The following is a 15,705-nucleotide window of genomic DNA, read 5'->3' on the forward strand; positions in this document are numbered from 1 at the left end:
CGCACCCTCGGCGTGAGAATGTTGCCGCTGTTCGACGCTGTGACCACGACCATACCTGATAAAACTCCCTGAAAAGACGGTTCCGCGCTGGCGACGGATCATAACAATGCCGAGGCTATCGGCGCTGCCGCGGATTTTATGAAGGGATCACGCTGGCTTTTTGCTCGGCGCTGCCTAAGATGGCCGTCACAAGGATCAGCACAAGGCTTGAGTGACGGCCAATGTCGGAAAAAGACACCATCTCCATCCATCTGGTGCGCGAGGCACTGCTGCAGAGTTGCGCCCCGGGAGCGGCCATCGAAGAGGTCCTGGACAAGGTCGGGATTGCCCCGCAATTGTTGGAGCAACCCGATGCCCGCGTGCCGGCCAGTGACTACGCCCGGCTGTGGCGCCTGTTGGCGCGACGCAACGATGACGAGTTCTTTGGCATGGACCCGCGCAAGCTGCGCGCCGGTAGCTTCGCTTACCTGTGCCGGGCCGGCATGGCCCAGCCCACGGTGGCGATGGGGCTGGAGGCGGTGCTGGGCTTTCTGTCGCTGATGTTCGAACGTTTGCCGGCACAGTTGGTGACCCGGCAGAGCCTGGCGGAAATCGTCCTGCTGGAGCCCGAGGGCGAGGTGCGCCGGCCGTTTACCTACTTCGCCTACTGGATGATCGTCCATGGGGTCGCCTGCTGGCTGGCCGGGCGGCGCATTCCGATCCTGGCCATCGAATTGCGCTGTGCCGAACCGGACTATGGCGAGGACTATCGGGTGATGTTTTCCGAGAACCTGCGTTTTGCCCGGCCACGGACCCGGATGATCTTCTCCGCCGACTGCCTGGACCTGCCGATCAAGCGCAGCGCCCAGGAATTGCAGCGTTTTCTCGGTCAGGCGCCGGCCAATATCCTGGTCAAGTACCGCGACGCCCAGAGCCTGGCCAGTCGGATCAAGCACGACCTGCGGCAGTTGCCCGCCGAGCAGTGGCCGGAAACCGAGGGCCTGGCGCTGCAATTGTGCGTGTCGGCCTCGACCCTGCGGCGCCGGTTGGCGGAGGAGGGGCAGACCTACCAGGGCCTCAAGGACAGCGTGCGCAAGGAGCTGGCGATCGCCTGGCTGGCCGAGCCTGCCATCAGCTTCGCCGAAATCGCCACGCGGCTGGGGTTCGCCGATACCAGCTCGTTCTACAAGGCCTTTCGCAAATGGTCCGGGTCCAATCCGGGGCATTACCGCAGCCTGATCCTCAACGAAGCGCAATAGCGCGCATTTCGATCATTCCCACGCTCTGCGTGGGAATGCCTCACGGGACGCTCTGCGTCCGCTTTTGTGACGCGCAGCGTCACGGGCTGCATGCCCACGCAGAGCGTGGGAACGATCAAAGCCATAGAATCTCCCACAGGGCAGGTGGCGCTGTAGCGCTGTTATTGGCCAAACCAGTCAAGCAGGTTGAAGGCTTTGACCATTGTTCCAAGTCCCTGACGGGGCGACTATTTCCAGGATTTTTCTACGGTTCCTCTTCCTTCTAATAACAAGATAAGACCGAGAGATTCCTGTTATGCGCGACTACCTGACCGCCACCGAGAGCTTCAACTATCAGCACGCGGCCGATACGGCCTTGAAAGGGACTTTGACGGCGCTAAATGCCAGCGTCGAATGCTGTGACCGGCATGCCTTGCCGGGACGGATCGCGTTGTTCTGGGAGGGCCGCGACGGCAGCAGTGCGACCTATACCTTTACCGACCTGCAGGACAAAGCCGGACGTTTCGCCAATTTCCTCCTGGCCCAGGGCGTGCGCCGTGGCGACAAGGTTGCCGGCCTGTTGCCGCGCAATGTCGAGTTGCTGGTGACCCTGTTCGCCACCTGGCGCATCGGCGCCGTCTATCAGCCACTGTTCACCGCCTTCGGCCCCAAGGCCATCGAACACCGCCTGGGCAGTTCCGCGGCCAGGGTGGTGGTCACCGACGCGGCCAATCGCGCCAAGCTGAGTGAAGTCGGCGATTGCCCGACCATCGTCACCGTTGCCGGCCCGCGCGGGCAGGGCATCGTACGCGGTGACTTCAGCTTCTGGGCCGAACTGGACAACTATCCGGCCTATTGCGAACCGGTGATGCTGGACGGTGAGGATCCGTTCCTGCTGATGTTCACCTCGGGCACCACCGGTCCGGCCAAGCCCCTGGAAGTGCCGCTCAAGGCGATCATCGCCTTCCAGAACTACACCCGTGATGCGGTCGACCTGCGTCCGGAAGATGCCTTCTGGAATGTCGCCGATCCGGGCTGGGCCTATGGGCTTTACTTCGGTATCACCGGGCCGTTGGGCCTGGGTCATCCGATCACCTTCTACGACGGTCCGTTCACCGTGGAAAGCACCTGCCGGGTGATCGAGAAATACGGCATCACCAACCTCACCGGGTCGCCGACCGCCTACCGTCTGCTGATCGCGGCGGGAGAGGCCTTCTCCGGCAGGGTCAGGGGCCGGCTGCGGGCCGTCAGCAGTGCCGGCGAGCCGTTGAACCCGGAAGTGATCCGCTGGTTCGCGGAACACCTCGACGTGACCATCCTCGACCACTACGGCCAGACTGAGGTGGGCATGGTGCTGTGCAACCACCACGGCCTGCAGCACCCGGTGCATGTCGGTTCGGCGGGCTTTGCCTCGCCCGGTCATCGCATCGTGGTGCTGGACGACGACCATCAGGAGTTGGGTGTCGGTCAGCCGGGGATTCTCGCCCTGGACCGCTCCCAGTCGCCGATGTGCTGGTTCAACGGCTACCAGGGTTTTGAAACCAAGGCATTTGTCGGTCGGTATTACCTCAGCGGCGACACCGTCGAGCTGAACGCCGATGGCAGCATCAGCTTTGTCGGCCGTAGCGACGATGTGATCACCACCTCGGGTTATCGGGTCGGTCCGTTCGATGTGGAAAGCGCCCTGGTCGAGCATCCGGCGGTGGTGGAAGCGGCGGTGGTCGGCAAGCCCGACCCCGAGCGTACCGAGCTGGTGAAGGCCTTCGTGGTGCTCGGCTCGCAGTACCGTGCCGAGCCGCAACTGGCCGAAGAGCTGCGCCAGCATGTGCGCAAGCGCCTGGCGGCCCATGCCTATCCACGGGAAATCGAATTCGTCGACGAACTGCCCAAGACCCCGAGCGGCAAGTTGCAACGCTTCATCCTGCGTAATCAGGAAATCGCCAAGGCCCAGGCAGGGACCTGACAAGGACCTTGTGCAGGAGCCGGCTTGCCGGCGATGTCGTCCCGACAGGCAATGCAGGACTTACAGGCCTCATCGCCGGCAAGCCGGCTCCTACAGGGACAGTGTCGGTTACCAGGTTTATCCACGGTTTTAACGAAGGACATGTGTGATGCGTATTCAAGACAAGGTTTTCCTGGTCAGCGGCGGGGCTTCCGGCCTCGGTGCGGCTACCGCCGAGATGCTGGTGGCTGCGGGTGCCCGGGTCATGCTGGTGGACCTCAATGCCGAGGCCGTCGCGGCCCAGGCGCAAACGCTCGGCTCCAGTGCCCACAGCGTGGTGGCGGATATCACCCAGGAGGCCCAGGCCCAGGTCGCGGTACAGGCGGCGGTCACGGCTTTCGGCGGCCTGCACGGTCTGGTCAACTGCGCGGGTATCGTTCGTGGCGAGAAGATCCTCGGCAGGAACGGCCCGCACCTGCTGGAGAGTTTCAGTCAGGTGATCAACGTCAACCTGATCGGCAGTTTCAACCTGCTGCGTCTGGCCGCCGCGGCCATGGCCGAAACCGAGGCCGACGCGGACGGCGAGCGCGGGGTGATCATCAACACGGCCTCGGCTGCCGCCTATGACGGCCAGATCGGCCAGGCTGCCTATGCCGCGTCCAAGGGCGCGATCGTCAGCCTGACCCTGCCGGCCGCCCGCGAGCTGGCCCGTTTCGGCATCCGCGTGATGACCATTGCGCCAGGCATCTTCGAAACCCCGATGATGGCCGGCATGACCCCGGAAGTCCGTGCCTCCCTGGCAGCCGGCGTGCCGTTCCCGCCACGCCTGGGCAAGCCGTCCGAATACGCGGCGCTGGTCCGGCACATCATTGAAAACAGCATGCTCAATGGCGAGGTGATCCGTCTCGACGGCGCCTTGCGCATGGCCGCGAAATAGGAGAATCGCACATGAACACTCAAGACCCGATTGTGATCGTCAGCGCCGTGCGCACCCCCATGGGTGGCTTCCAGGGCGACCTGAAGAGCCTCAGCGCGCCGCAACTGGGTGCCGCCGCCATTCGCGCGGCGGTCGAGCGTGCCGGTGTGGCCGCCGCCGCCGTGGAGGAAGTGCTGTTCGGCTGCGTGCTCTCCGCCGGCCTCGGCCAGGCGCCGGCCCGTCAGGCGGCATTGGGCGCCGGACTGGACAAGTCCACCCGCTGCACCACCCTGAACAAGATGTGTGGCTCCGGCATGGAGGCGACCATCCTCGCCCACGACATGCTGCTGGCCGGCAGTGCCGAAGTGGTGGTGGCCGGTGGCATGGAAAGCATGTCCAACGCCCCGTACCTGCTGGACCGTGCCCGTAGCGGCTATCGCATGGGCCACGGCCAGGTGCTCGACCATATGTTCCTCGACGGCCTGGAGGACGCCTACGACAAGGGTCGCCTGATGGGCACTTTTGCCGAGGATTGCGCCGAAACCAACGGTTTCAGCCGCGAGGTCCAGGATGCCTTTGCCATGGCGTCCCTGACCCGCGCGCAGCAGGCCATCAACGAGGGCCGCTTCAAGGATGAAATCGTGCCGTTGCAGGTCACGGTCGGTAAGGAGCAGCGGCTGATCAGCGATGACGAACAGCCGCCGAAGGCCAGACTGGACAAGATCGCCACGCTGAAGCCGGCGTTCCGCGCGGGCGGTACGGTCACGGCGGCGAACTCCAGCTCGATTTCCGATGGCGCCGCGGCGCTGCTGTTGATGCGCCGTTCCGAAGCGCAGAAGCGCGGCCTCAAACCGTTGGCGGTGATCCACGGACATGCGGCGTTTGCCGATACCCCTGGCCTGTTCCCGGTAGCACCGGTGGGGGCGATCGACAAGTTGCTGAAGAAGACCGGCTGGTCGCTGGATCAGGTCGACCGTTTTGAAATCAACGAGGCGTTCGCCGTGGTCACTCTGGTGACCATGAGCAAGCTGGATATTCCCCATGCCAAGGTCAACGTTCATGGCGGTGCCTGCGCCCTTGGCCATCCGATCGGTGCATCCGGTGCACGGATCCTGGTGACCCTGCTTTCGGCCCTGCGCCAGCAAGGCCTCAAGCGCGGCATCGCGGCCATCTGCATCGGCGGCGGCGAAGCCACGGCCATGGCCGTCGAGTGCCTGTACTAGGAGCCCCCATGTTACCGAGCGAAGAGCAACAACAGATCAGCGATGCGGCCCGGGTGTTTGCCCAGGAGAGGCTGAAACCGTTCGCCGCCGAATGGGACCGCGAACACCGCTTTCCTCGCGAGGCCATCGGCGAGATGGCCGGGCTGGGCTTTTTTGGCATGCTGGTGCCGCAAGACTGGGGCGGTTGCGACACCGGTTACCTGGCCTATGCCATGGCCCTGGAGGAAATCGCCGCCGGCGACGGTGCCTGCTCGACCATCATGAGCGTGCACAATTCAGTGGGTTGCGTGCCGATCCTCAACTTCGGCAGCGAGGAGCAGAAAGCCCGGTTCCTGCCGCCCCTGGCCAGTGGCGCGATGCTCGGGGCCTTTGCCCTGACCGAGCCGCAGGCCGGCTCCGATGCCAGCGGCCTGAAGACCCGCGCGCGGCTGGAAGGCGATCACTACGTACTCAACGGCTGCAAGCAATTCATTACCTCCGGGCAGAACGCCGGGGTGGTGATCGTCTTCGCGGTGACCGACCCGAGTGCCGGCAAGCGCGGCATCAGCGCCTTTATCGTGCCCACCGACTCGCCGGGCTATAAAGTCGCGCGGGTCGAGGACAAGCTCGGCCAGCACGCCTCGGATACCTGCCAGATTCTCTTCGAGGACGTGCAGGTGCCGGTGGCCAATCGTCTGGGCGAGGAGGGCGAGGGGTATCGCATCGCCCTGGCGAACCTGGAAGGCGGCCGCGTCGGTATTGCCGCGCAGTCGGTGGGCATGGCCCGGGCGGCGTTCGAGGCGGCGCGTGACTACGCCCGCGAACGGCAAAGCTTCGGCAAGGCCCTGGTGGAGCATCAGGCCGTAGCCTTCCGGCTGGCGGACATGGCAACCCAGATCGCGGTGGCGCGGCAGATGGTGCACTACGCCGCCGCCCTGCGCGACAGCGGCAAGCCGGCCCTGGTGGAGGCCTCCATGGCCAAGCTGTTCGCCTCGGAAATGGCCGAGAAGGTCTGCTCCGCGGCGTTGCAAACCCTCGGCGGTTATGGCTATTTGAACGATTTCCCGCTTGAACGGATCTACCGTGATGTGCGGGTCTGCCAGATCTACGAAGGCACCAGTGACATTCAGCGCATGGTCATTTCGCGCAACCTGTGATCAAGGACTCTATCGATGAGCTATGAAACCATTCTGCTGGACATCAAGGGCCGTGTCGGCCTGATTACCCTGAACCGCCCGCAGGCGCTCAACGCGCTGAACGCGCAGATCGTCAGCGAGTTGAACCGGGCGCTCGACGCGCTGGAGGCCGACCCGCAGATCGGCTGCGTCGTCCTGACCGGTTCGAAGAAAGCCTTCGCCGCCGGCGCCGATATCAAGGAAATGGCCGAGCTGACCTACCCGAAGATCTACCTCGACGACCTGTTCAGCGACAGTGATCGGGTCGCCAACCGGCGCAAGCCGATCATCGCCGCGGTGGCCGGTTTTGCCCTCGGCGGCGGTTGTGAGCTGGCGCTGATGTGCGACTTTATCCTGGCCGGTGACAACGCCAAGTTCGGTCAGCCGGAAATCAACCTCGGCGTGCTGCCGGGCATGGGCGGTACCCAGCGCCTGACCCGTGCGGTGGGCAAGGCCAAGGCCATGGAAATGTGCCTGACCGGGCGCTTTATCGATGCGGTGGAGGCCGAGCGGTGCGGGATCGTTGCGCGGATCGTGCCGGTCGACGAGTTGCTGGACGAGGCGTTGAAGGTCGCGAGCCTGATCGCCGGGAAGTCGATTCCCATCAGTATGATGGTCAAGGAAAGCGTCAACCGCGCTTTTGAGGTCAGTCTGTCGGAAGGTGTGCGCTTCGAGCGTCGGGTGTTCCACGCGGCATTCGCCACCGAGGATCAGAAAGAAGGGATGGCGGCCTTTATCGCCAAGCGCGAGGCGCAGTTCAAGGACAGCTGAGTCCTGTTGTTGATCGTTCCCACGCGCAGCAAAGTAATGCTTCTCTGGACGCTCAGCGTCCGCTGTTGTGACGCGGAGCGTCACGGGCTGCATTCCCACGCTGGAGCGTGGGAACGATCTTCACTCGGTATATCTGACACATCGAGTTCTCCGAGTTTGGGGGCGCTTCGCGCCCCCGCGCGGGCAAGCCCGCTCGCCACAGGTCTGTGTTATACCAAGTAGTGCTTGAGTTCCCGCGCGATCAGCATCCGCTGAATCTCGCTCGACCCTTCGTAGATCTGCGTGATCCGTGCATCGCGGTAGTAGCGCTCCACCGGATAATCTTCCAGGTAGCCGTAGCCGCCATGGATCTGCGTCGCTGACGAGCAGACCTTCTCGGCCATTTCCGAAGCGAACAGCTTGGCCTGCGAGGCCTCCGACAGGCACGGCTGGCCTGCGCTGCGCAGACGCGCGGCATGCAGGATCAGCAGGCGCGAGGCGTTGATCCGGGTGTGCATGTCGGCGAGCATATTGGCGATGCTCTGGTGCTCGATGATCGGCTTGCCGAACTGTACCCGGTCGCGGGCATAGGCCAGCGCGGCCTCGAAAGCGGCGCGGGCGATCCCCAGGGCCTGGGCGGCGATGCCGATACGCCCGCCTTCCAGGTTCGACAGGGCAATCGCCAGGCCCTTGCCGCGCTCACCCAGCAGGTTGGCTTCGGGCACGCTGCACTGGTTCAGCGTGACGGCGCAGGTATCCGACGCGCGAATGCCCATCTTGTGTTCGGTGCGATCGACGATAAAACCGGGGGTATCGGTGGGCACCAGGAACGCGGAAATACCTTTCTTGCCCAACTCCGGATCGGTCACGGCAAAGACGATCGCCAGCTTGGCCCGCTTGCCATTGCTGACAAACTGCTTGGCGCCGTTGATCAGCCACTGGCCGTCCTTGAGCTCGGCACGGGTGCGCAGGTTATGGGCTTCGGAGCCGGCCTGGGGCTCGGTGAGGCAGAAGCAGCCGATGGCCCGGCCGGTGGCCAGCGCTTCCAGCCAGGTTTCCTTCTGGGCCTGGCTGCCGTAGTTGAGGATCGGCCCGCAGCCAACCGAGTTGTGGATGCTCATCAGAGCGCCGGTGGCACCGTCACCGGCGGAAATTTCCTCCACGGCCAGGGCGTAGGCCACATAGTCGACATAGGTGCCGCCCCATTCCTCGGGCACCACCATGCCCAGCAGGCCCAGCTCACCCATCTTGTTGACGAGGCCGTCGTCGATCCAGCCGGCCTTTTCCCAGGCCTGGGCATGCGGTGCGATCTCGCCGCGGGCAAAGTCCCGGGCCATGTCGCGGATCATCACTTGTTCTTCGCTCAGTTCGATATCGTGCATGGTTCAGTTCCCGCTCGTGTCGAGGCCGTGGAAAAAACGGGCGACCTGCTCGGGCCGCAGTGCCTGCAGGGTCGGTGGATTCCAGCGGGGAGTCTTGTCCTTGTCGATCAGCAGGGCACGCACACCTTCCATCAGATCGCCGTGCTCGAACCACTGACGGTCCAGGTGCAGTTCCAGGGCGAAGCATTCCTCCAGGCCCAGGTGCCGGCCGCGACGAAGCATCTCCAGGGTCACACCCATGGCCAGCGGCGAACGGGTCTCCAGCAGGTCGGCGGTCTCCTTGGCCCACTCATGGCTGTCGGCAACGGTCACTTCCCGCAGTTGCTCGACCATGCTCGGCACATCGGGCAGGGCGAAGAAGTGGTCGATGGCCGGGCGCAGCTTGTCCAGCGGGGCATCGGGCAGGGTCTGCACGCCGAGCCTGGCCAGCAGGCTCTGCAGGTCCTTGAGGGGCGTGTCGTGCCACTCCAGTTGGTCGAGGCGCTGGTCCAGTTCGTTCAGCTTGTCACTGCTCAGGTACCAGTCGGCGAGGCCACAATACAGCGCGTCGGCAGCGCGGATCTGGCTGCCGCTCACCCCCAGGTAGAGGCCGATTTCACCGGGAATGCGTGGCAGGAAATAGCTGCCGCCGACATCCGGGAAATACCCGATGCCGACTTCCGGCATGGCCAGGCGGCTGCGTTCGGTGACCACCCGCAGGTCGGCGCCTTGCACCAGGCCCATGCCGCCGCCGAGGACAAAACCGTCCATCAGCACCAGCACCGGCTTGCGGTAGTGGTGGATGCTCAGGTCGAGGGCGTATTCCTCGACGAAGAAATCTTCGTGCAGGCGCCCGCCACTCTGGTAGCTGTCATGCAGTGATCGGATATCGCCGCCGGCACAGAAGGCACGATCACCGGCACCGCGCAGGGTGACCGCGTGGATGTGCGGATCCTCGGCCCAGGCATCGAGCTGGCGTTGCAGCAGGCGGATCATGTCCAGGGTCAGGGCATTGAGGCCGGCGGGGCGATTGAGGGTCAGGTGGCCGATATGGTTGCGCACCTCGGCGAGTACCTCGGCCGAGGTGTTGTCGAGATCCGTGGCAGCGGAGGATGAAACCCGAGCAGTCATTACTAACTCCCTGCTTTTATTGTCTTTTTGAGTGCGTTCGACGGACGAACGATGGTCGATCGTAACAGTGCAAATTTGCCCAGTACAACCCGGATAAGTGCAGGTCTTGTCTGCATTTATGCCTGTTCGAAGGCGGCTCTGGACAGTCTGGCCCAACACGCCGGGGTTGCAACCCGAATCTGCGGCAAACGGGGCGGAAATCAGATTCGTATTGCGCCGACTCAATGCTAAAGTCGCTTCTTTTTTTCGGAGCAGGGAACGGTCATGCGGATGTTAATCGGGGCGTTGGCGACAGTAGCGTTGGCGGGGTGCATGAGTCCCGGCATGAATCAGACCCGCACCACCGGGCCGACCAAGACCTTTACCTCGGCCAAGGCCGATAACGTCGTCGCCCAGTGCATCCAGTTCTCCTGGCAGGACGAGGCGGTCTTCGACGTGGATGCCGCGGCCTACCTGCAACCGGGCTACAAGGGCGGCTCCACCGTCTACACCCGGGGTTCTGAGTATTTCGTCGATGTCCGCCGCGATGCCAATGGCACGGTGGTCGACTACTACGCGACCACCAGCAAGCCGATCGGTGCCCGGAGGCTGGCGGCGGTAGCGACTTGCCTGTGATGGCATGATCCGACCTGAAGCTCGCTCGGGAAGGGGGGCGGTGGTTGATCGGGGGGAGAACCGACGGATTTGAGCGTGTTCGCGCTCGAATACTAGTTGGGGTTGGGGCTTTTGTGAGTCAGCGCTCCCTTCACGGCTCCCAACGCGATGTTATGCATCAATGCCCGATATCCACCCGGTTCCAGTCCTGCCTCGTCGGTCCAGGCCGGCAGGTTGTTCAGCAGGCACAGGAAGGTGCGCACGGTGGTCAGGGCCAGGGTTTCGTCGGATGACAGGCCCAGGGGCGTCAGCAGCTTGACCAGATGGCTTTCGTAGCGCCGGCGCAGCACCAGTACCGTGGCTTGGTGCGTGGCTTCCAGGCAGTGGAATTCATGCTCCGCGACCCGGAAGAAATCGCCTTTGTCGCGGTGCAGGTCCAGATGGGCTGCGATCAGTTCGTTCAGGCGCTTTTCCGCCGAACGTGAGGTACGCAGCGGCGGGGTGACGATTCCCAGCAGGTCCAGGTAGAGGCTTTCGATCAGCTCGAACAGCAGGGCTTCCTTGCTCTCGATATGGTTGTAGATCGAGCCCGCCTGGATGCCCAGGTGCCCCGCCAGTTCCCGCAGGCCGACCTGGGCGAACCCGCGCCGGGCAAACAGCGCCACGGCTTTTGCGCGGGTTTCCAGATGGCGCGAGGGCCTGGCCCGGATCTCCTCTCCAGGCATCGCTGGCATGGCGAGTACGGCCCGGGCCATGGGCGGCTCAGCGCTCGTACGCGTGGAAGCCGCGACCGCTCTTGCGGCCCAGGTAACCGGCCGCGACCATTTCCTTGAGCAACTGCGCCGGCCGGTATTTCGGTTCGTCGAAGCCAGAGTGCAGGCTCTCCATGATCGCCAGCAGGGTGTCCAGGCCGATCAGGTCGGCCAGGGCCAGCGGGCCGATGGGCTGGTTGCAGCCCAGTTGCATGCCGGCGTCAATGTCTTCAGCGCTGGCCAGGTCTTCCTGGAGCACGAAGATCGCTTCGTTGATCATCGGGCAGAGGATGCGGTTGACCACGAAACCCGGGCGATTGCGCGCGGTGACCGCTGTTTTGCCGATCTGCGTGGCCAGGGCCAGTGCGCTGGCGTGGGTGGCGTCGCTGGTCTGCAGGCCGCGAATGACTTCCAGCAGGCCCATCATTGGCACCGGGTTGAAGAAGTGCAGGCCGATAAAGCGCTCGGGCAGGGCGATGGCCGCCGCCAGCTCGGTGATCGACAGTGACGAGGTGTTGGTGGCGATGATGCATGTGTCGTCCACGACTTCGGCGATCTGCTTGAGGATGCGCTTTTTCAGCTCGAGGTTTTCCGTGGCGGCCTCGATCACCAGTTCGGCGTCGACCAGCACTGCGTAGTCGCTGCTCAGGCTGATGCGACCCAGCGCGGCCTGTTTGTCCTCGGCGCTGATCACGGTCTTGCGCACCTGGCGCTCGAGGTTGCCGGTGAGGGTTGCCAGGCCCTTGTCCAGGGCGGCCTGGGACACGTCGATGAGGCTGACTTGCAGGCCCGCGACCGCGCAGACCTGGGCGATGCCGTTGCCCATGATGCCGGCGCCGATCACGGCGATACGTTGAGTAGTCATAGGTGTTGTCCTTCAGATTCGTTCGAAGATGACCGCGATACCTTGCCCGCCGCCGATGCACATGGTCGCCAGGCCATAACGCCCGCCGGTGCGGTGCAGTTCATGGATCAGCTTGGTGGCGATGATCGCGCCGGTGGCACCCACCGGGTGGCCGAGGGCAATCCCCGAGCCGTTGGGGTTGACCCGGGCCGGGTCAAGGTCCAGTTCCTGGCTGACGGCACAGGCCTGGGCGGCGAAGGCGACGTTGGCTTCGATCACATCGAGGTCGGCGACGGTCAATCCGGCGCGCTTGAGGGCCAAGCGGGTGGCCGGGATCGGGCCGAGGCCCATCAGCTCGGGTTCGACCCCGGCGTGGGCGTAGGCCACCAGGCGGGCCAGGGGCTTGAGGCCGTTGGCCTGGACCGCCGCACTGGTGGCCAACAGCAAGGCGGCGGCACCGTCATTGAGGCCCGAAGCATTGCCGGCGGTGACCGTGCCGTCTTTCTTGAAGGCCGTGCGCATCTGTGCCAGTTGTTCCAGCGAGGTGGCGCGCGGGTGTTCGTCGACGCTGAACAGTTCGGTGCCCTTGCGGCTGCGCACTTCCACCGGGACGATCTGCGAAACGAAGCGGCCCTCGTCGATGGCGCGACGGGCCCGCAGTTGTTCTTCGAGGGCGAGATCGTCCTGCATCTGGCGGGTGATACCGTTGCGCTCGGCGATATTTTCCGCGGTGATGCCCATGTGGATGCCATGGAACGGGTCATGCAGAATGCCGAGCATGTAGTCGATCGCCTGGACGTTGCCCATGCGTGCGCCCCAGCGTGCCGACGGCAGCAGGTAAGGGCCGCGGCTCATGGATTCGGCACCGGCACCGATGGCCACCTCGGCATCGCCGAGCAGCAGGGTCTGGGCCGCCGAGACAATCGCCTGCAGGCCCGAGCCGCAGAGGCGGTTGACGTTGTAGGCCGGGGTTTCCTTGGGAATGCCGGCGTTCATCGCCGCGACACGGGACAGGTAGGCGTCCTGGGTGTCGGTGGGGATCACATTGCCCATCACCACATGACCGACCAGGGCCGGATCGAGGTCACTGTGCTGCAGGGCGGCCTTGACCGCCGTGGTGGCCAGTTCGCTGAGGGCGACATCCTTCAGGGCGCCGCCGAAGGTGCCGATGGCGGTGCGGGCAGCGCTGACGATATACACTTCGGGCTTTGACATGGGGCACTCCTGGTTTGTCGTTGTGATTGTAGGAGCCGGCTTGCCGGCGATGGCCTCCGCGAGGACGCCAAGAGCTTCGCGGGCAAGCCCGCTCCCACAAAAGCCGACTCCTACAGGTTGTGGGGGGTGTTCTCAATCTGAAGTAAGGTTCACCTGGCCGATAAGTCTAGGGCCGGGTGTCGGTCCGGCCTATGCCGAAACTGCTCAGTAAAATTGTTATTTTTTGCCATATGCGGCCTGGGATTCATGAAAGAAAAACATTCGGTGTCGTCGTATTTCGTCAAGGCCCTGCTGGTGCGCTTTCTCGACCGTCCGCAGCGGGTCGCCGAGCTGTTGCAGGCGGCGGGTTTCAGCGAGCGTTCCGTGGAGGAACTGGGTGAAAGGGTGGCGCCCAGGCTGCTGGCGCAACTCTGGCTGACGGTGATCCGCGAGCTGGGCGATGAGTTTTTCGGCTTCGATTCCCACGGTATGCCCATCGGCAGCTTTGCCCTGATCTGCCGTGGCCTGATCCAGGCGCCGACGGTGGGCAAGGCGCTGGGGCTGTCCCTGGAGTATTTCGCGCTGTTCCTGCGCGATATCCAGGCCCAGGTGCAGGTCAGGGGCAAGCGGGTGGTCGTGGTGATGAAAACCGCTACCGGGGATCCCTACTTGCAGGCGGTGATCACCGAAACCTTCCTGATCCTGATCGTCGGGCTGATGTGCTGGCTGGCCGGACGGCGGATTCCCATCAGCCGCGCGCGGTTTGCCCATGCCCGGCCGCCCCACTGCGACGAACACCTGCTCTGGGGCGCCTACGTGGAATTCGATGCGGCCGTCACCGAGATCGAATTCGAACGTGAGTATCTGCGCCTGCCAGTATTGCAGGACCGCAAATCGCTCTATACCTTCTTGCGGGATGCACCGCAGTCGGTGTTCATCCGCTTCCGCAACCGCGAAGGCTTCAGTGCCCGGGTCCACCAGCGCCTGCGGGCCTGTGGCTACGACCACTGGCCGACCCTGGAGCAACTGGCCGGCGAGTTCGATATCCACCTGGCGAGCCTGCGTCGGGCCTTGCAACGCGAAGGCTTCTCCTACCAGGAGATCAAGGACGAAGTGCGCCGGGCCATGGCCTTCGAGCGACTGCGCAGCAGCGATATGAGCATCGCCGAGATTGCCCAGGAAGTCGGCTTTCGCGAACCCAGTGCCTTTCACCGGGCCTTCAAGCAGTGGACCGGGGAGAGCCCCGGAAACTTTCGTTTACGCGGGCGATGCGCTACATCTGCTGACCCGCTGTAAGCCTTGATCATTCACCGATATCCATCACCCCGAGGGTCGTTCATGTCATCCCAGCACCTGACCGAATACGCCGACGCCAGCCCTGAAGTACGGGCGGTCTATGACGACATCATGCAGACCCGCAAGGTCGAGCAGGTCAACAACTTCTGGAAATGCCTGGCGGCTCATCCGCCGACCCTGCGCCGGACCTGGGAGAGCCTCAAGGAAATCATGGCCCCCGGTGCGCTGGACCCGTTGACCAAGGAACTGATCTACGTCGCCGTCAGCGTCACCAACAATTGCCCGTACTGCATCGCTTCCCACACGGCGGCGGCGCGCAAGGCGGGGATGACCGATGAGATGTTCGGCGAGTTGCAGGCGGTGGTCGGCATGGCCAACGAAACCAATCGGCTGGCCAACGGTTACCGTATCCCGCTGGACGATGCGTTCAAGCTCGACTGAGACCGCCAACCCACACAGGGACGACCGCCATGTTCAGCCATATCCAGCTCGGCGCGCGGGACCTGCCGCGCATGATTGCCTTCTACGAAACGGTACTGGCCGAGCTAGGCCTGGTGCGCATGGTGGACGACCAGGACAACGGCCCGCCTGGCGCCGGCTGGCAGTTGCCGGGGCGTGATTGGCCACAGTTCTTTGTCCAGGAACCCTTCAACGGCTTGCCGGCGACCTGGGGCAATGGCGTGCAGGTGAGCTTTGCCGCGCCGTCCCGGGCGGCGGTACGGGCCGCCTGGAACCAGGCCCTGGCGCTAGGCGCCAGGGACGAAGGGGCTCCGGGCCTGCGCCCCGATTACGCGGCCGATTACTACGGCGCCTATTGCCGGGATCCGGAAGGCAACAAGTTGTGCTTTGTGCATACGCCCGCCCTGGAAAAGCTTCTACCCGGCAGCGCATAAGCTGCCGTCAGATGGCGGCGCTTTCGTTTATGCGCGCTTGGGCGTTTTCAATCGAGCTGAAACCGCCGATGTCGGCATAGGGATCCGCATCGGGATCGGCGTCATTGACCAATTGCCCGCCTCCTGGTCGCCACACATAAAAAGGCGGGGTGTCCTTGACCTTGGAGGTGATGGTGTACCCCTTGTAGGGCGGGGTAATTGGATTGTTCTTGCGTGGATCGCTGCTGCTCATGGCATCTCTCCCAAAAGCATCTCAATCGGTAAAAGTAACTGCTGTCGACAATGTGAGCCGTGTCAGGGCGGCTGGCTACTGTCAGAAATGACAGTCTTGAACCCCTTTCGTCGGTTTTTCCGCCACTGTTGCCTGGGCAACAGCGATTCGACATTTGTTCCCGGGATGCACAGGTCCTGATCCCTGATTTTTTTGCAAGTTATTGA

The 15,705-nt window shown here is 63.9% G+C and carries 16 protein-coding genes; 10 read left to right on the forward strand and 6 right to left on the reverse strand.

The genetic code is table 11. The annotated features are described in order from the left end of the window. Window positions 1–221 precede the first annotated feature (221 nt). From HX851_RS15795 to HX851_RS15820, 6 genes are all read left to right on the forward strand, one after another. Window positions 222–1,238: an AraC family transcriptional regulator gene (locus HX851_RS15795; RefSeq protein ID WP_177059749.1), complete on the forward strand. Its 1,017-nt coding sequence runs from the start codon at window positions 222–224 to the stop codon at window positions 1,236–1,238. Between the two features lie 295 nt (window positions 1,239–1,533). Continuing rightward, on the forward strand, window positions 1,534–3,180 hold the full coding sequence (locus HX851_RS15800) for an AMP-binding protein (protein ID WP_177065784.1): 1,647 nt from the start codon (window positions 1,534–1,536) through the stop codon (window positions 3,178–3,180). 148 nt (window positions 3,181–3,328) lie between these two features. Then, window positions 3,329–4,096, forward strand: a complete 768-nt coding sequence (locus HX851_RS15805) for an SDR family NAD(P)-dependent oxidoreductase (RefSeq protein ID WP_177059747.1) — start codon at window positions 3,329–3,331, stop codon at window positions 4,094–4,096. 11 nt (window positions 4,097–4,107) lie between these two features. Continuing rightward, window positions 4,108–5,298, forward strand: coding sequence for an acetyl-CoA C-acyltransferase (locus tag HX851_RS15810; RefSeq protein WP_177059745.1), 1,191 nt, complete (start codon window positions 4,108–4,110; stop codon window positions 5,296–5,298). 8 nt (window positions 5,299–5,306) lie between these two features. Continuing rightward, the gene (locus HX851_RS15815) at window positions 5,307–6,434 is read left to right on the forward strand and encodes an acyl-CoA dehydrogenase (RefSeq protein ID WP_177059743.1); all 1,128 of its coding nucleotides are present in this window, start codon (window positions 5,307–5,309) and stop codon (window positions 6,432–6,434) included. A 15-nt stretch (window positions 6,435–6,449) separates the two neighbouring features. Next, window positions 6,450–7,223 carry an enoyl-CoA hydratase gene (locus tag HX851_RS15820; protein ID WP_177065783.1) on the forward strand — a complete coding sequence of 258 codons (774 nt, stop codon included), beginning with the start codon at window positions 6,450–6,452 and terminating at the stop codon, window positions 7,221–7,223. A gap of 209 nt (window positions 7,224–7,432) precedes the next feature. Here the strand turns inward: HX851_RS15820 and HX851_RS15825 are convergent, their stop codons facing one another. Continuing rightward, complete coding sequence (locus tag HX851_RS15825) at window positions 7,433–8,584, reverse strand: acyl-CoA dehydrogenase family protein (RefSeq protein ID WP_177065781.1); 1,152 nt, start codon at window positions 8,582–8,584, stop codon at window positions 7,433–7,435. A 3-nt stretch (window positions 8,585–8,587) separates the two neighbouring features. Further along, on the reverse strand, window positions 8,588–9,694 hold the full coding sequence (locus HX851_RS15830) for an enoyl-CoA hydratase/isomerase family protein (RefSeq protein WP_177065773.1): 1,107 nt from the start codon (window positions 9,692–9,694) through the stop codon (window positions 8,588–8,590). A 264-nt stretch (window positions 9,695–9,958) separates the two neighbouring features. Here HX851_RS15830 and HX851_RS15835 point away from each other — a divergent pair, with 264 nt between their 5' ends. Next, a complete protein-coding gene (locus HX851_RS15835; protein ID WP_177059735.1) occupies window positions 9,959–10,309 on the forward strand; it encodes a hypothetical protein in 351 nt (116 codons plus the stop codon). Between the two features lie 92 nt (window positions 10,310–10,401). On the opposite strand, the gene HX851_RS15840 is transcribed toward HX851_RS15835, so the two are convergent. From HX851_RS15840 to HX851_RS15850, 3 genes are read right to left on the reverse strand one after another with little or no spacing between them, the layout of a single operon-like run. Further along, entirely contained in the window at window positions 10,402–11,043 is a 642-nt protein-coding gene (locus HX851_RS15840) for a TetR/AcrR family transcriptional regulator (protein WP_177059733.1), read from the reverse strand. Window positions 11,044–11,050: 7 nt separating this feature from the next. Further along, window positions 11,051–11,905 (reverse strand): 3-hydroxybutyryl-CoA dehydrogenase, encoded by an 855-nt coding sequence (locus HX851_RS15845; protein WP_177065771.1) that lies wholly within the window; start codon window positions 11,903–11,905, stop codon window positions 11,051–11,053. Window positions 11,906–11,917: 12 nt separating this feature from the next. After that, window positions 11,918–13,099 (reverse strand): acetyl-CoA C-acyltransferase family protein, encoded by a 1,182-nt coding sequence (locus HX851_RS15850; RefSeq protein ID WP_177065763.1) that lies wholly within the window; start codon window positions 13,097–13,099, stop codon window positions 11,918–11,920. Between the two features lie 246 nt (window positions 13,100–13,345). On the opposite strand from HX851_RS15850, the gene HX851_RS15855 reads away from it, so the two are divergent. The 3 genes from HX851_RS15855 to HX851_RS15865 are packed head-to-tail and all read left to right on the forward strand — an operon-like array spanning window position 13,346 to window position 15,267. After that, on the forward strand, window positions 13,346–14,374 hold the full coding sequence (locus tag HX851_RS15855) for an AraC family transcriptional regulator (protein WP_177065761.1): 1,029 nt from the start codon (window positions 13,346–13,348) through the stop codon (window positions 14,372–14,374). 42 nt (window positions 14,375–14,416) lie between these two features. Further along, a complete protein-coding gene (locus HX851_RS15860; RefSeq protein ID WP_177065759.1) occupies window positions 14,417–14,815 on the forward strand; it encodes a carboxymuconolactone decarboxylase family protein in 399 nt (132 codons plus the stop codon). Window positions 14,816–14,844: 29 nt separating this feature from the next. After that, window positions 14,845–15,267, forward strand: a complete 423-nt coding sequence (locus HX851_RS15865) for a VOC family protein (RefSeq protein ID WP_177065757.1) — start codon at window positions 14,845–14,847, stop codon at window positions 15,265–15,267. A 7-nt stretch (window positions 15,268–15,274) separates the two neighbouring features. Here HX851_RS15865 and HX851_RS15870 read toward each other — a convergent pair whose 3' ends face one another. After that, window positions 15,275–15,499, reverse strand: coding sequence for a hypothetical protein (locus tag HX851_RS15870; RefSeq protein WP_177065755.1), 225 nt, complete (start codon window positions 15,497–15,499; stop codon window positions 15,275–15,277). Window positions 15,500–15,705 lie beyond the last annotated feature (206 nt).

The sequence above is a fragment of the Pseudomonas gingeri genome (assembly GCF_013385635.1).
GTDB classification, from domain to species: domain Bacteria; phylum Pseudomonadota; class Gammaproteobacteria; order Pseudomonadales; family Pseudomonadaceae; genus Aquipseudomonas; species Aquipseudomonas gingeri_A.

Excerpts from the sequence above, each read along its gene's own strand:
- HX851_RS15800 (WP_177065784.1), top strand. The coding sequence starts at position 1,534 with ATGCGCGACTACCTGACCGCCACCGAGAGCTTCAACTATCAGCACGCG.
- HX851_RS15860 (WP_177065759.1), top strand. The coding sequence starts at position 14,417 with ATGTCATCCCAGCACCTGACCGAATACGCCGACGCCAGCCCTGAAGTA.
- HX851_RS15825 (WP_177065781.1), bottom strand. The coding sequence starts at position 8,584 with ATGCACGATATCGAACTGAGCGAAGAACAAGTGATGATCCGCGACATG.
- HX851_RS15845 (WP_177065771.1), bottom strand. The coding sequence starts at position 11,905 with ATGACTACTCAACGTATCGCCGTGATCGGCGCCGGCATCATGGGCAAC.
- HX851_RS15820 (WP_177065783.1), top strand. The coding sequence starts at position 6,450 with ATGAGCTATGAAACCATTCTGCTGGACATCAAGGGCCGTGTCGGCCTG.
- HX851_RS15865 (WP_177065757.1), top strand. The coding sequence starts at position 14,845 with ATGTTCAGCCATATCCAGCTCGGCGCGCGGGACCTGCCGCGCATGATT.
- HX851_RS15795 (WP_177059749.1), top strand. The coding sequence starts at position 222 with ATGTCGGAAAAAGACACCATCTCCATCCATCTGGTGCGCGAGGCACTG.
- HX851_RS15805 (WP_177059747.1), top strand. The coding sequence starts at position 3,329 with ATGCGTATTCAAGACAAGGTTTTCCTGGTCAGCGGCGGGGCTTCCGGC.
- HX851_RS15840 (WP_177059733.1), bottom strand. The coding sequence starts at position 11,043 with ATGGCCCGGGCCGTACTCGCCATGCCAGCGATGCCTGGAGAGGAGATC.
- HX851_RS15810 (WP_177059745.1), top strand. The coding sequence starts at position 4,108 with ATGAACACTCAAGACCCGATTGTGATCGTCAGCGCCGTGCGCACCCCC.
- HX851_RS15855 (WP_177065761.1), top strand. The coding sequence starts at position 13,346 with ATGAAAGAAAAACATTCGGTGTCGTCGTATTTCGTCAAGGCCCTGCTG.
- HX851_RS15835 (WP_177059735.1), top strand. The coding sequence starts at position 9,959 with ATGCGGATGTTAATCGGGGCGTTGGCGACAGTAGCGTTGGCGGGGTGC.
- HX851_RS15870 (WP_177065755.1), bottom strand. The coding sequence starts at position 15,499 with ATGAGCAGCAGCGATCCACGCAAGAACAATCCAATTACCCCGCCCTAC.
- HX851_RS15830 (WP_177065773.1), bottom strand. The coding sequence starts at position 9,694 with ATGACTGCTCGGGTTTCATCCTCCGCTGCCACGGATCTCGACAACACC.
- HX851_RS15815 (WP_177059743.1), top strand. The coding sequence starts at position 5,307 with ATGTTACCGAGCGAAGAGCAACAACAGATCAGCGATGCGGCCCGGGTG.
- HX851_RS15850 (WP_177065763.1), bottom strand. The coding sequence starts at position 13,099 with ATGTCAAAGCCCGAAGTGTATATCGTCAGCGCTGCCCGCACCGCCATC.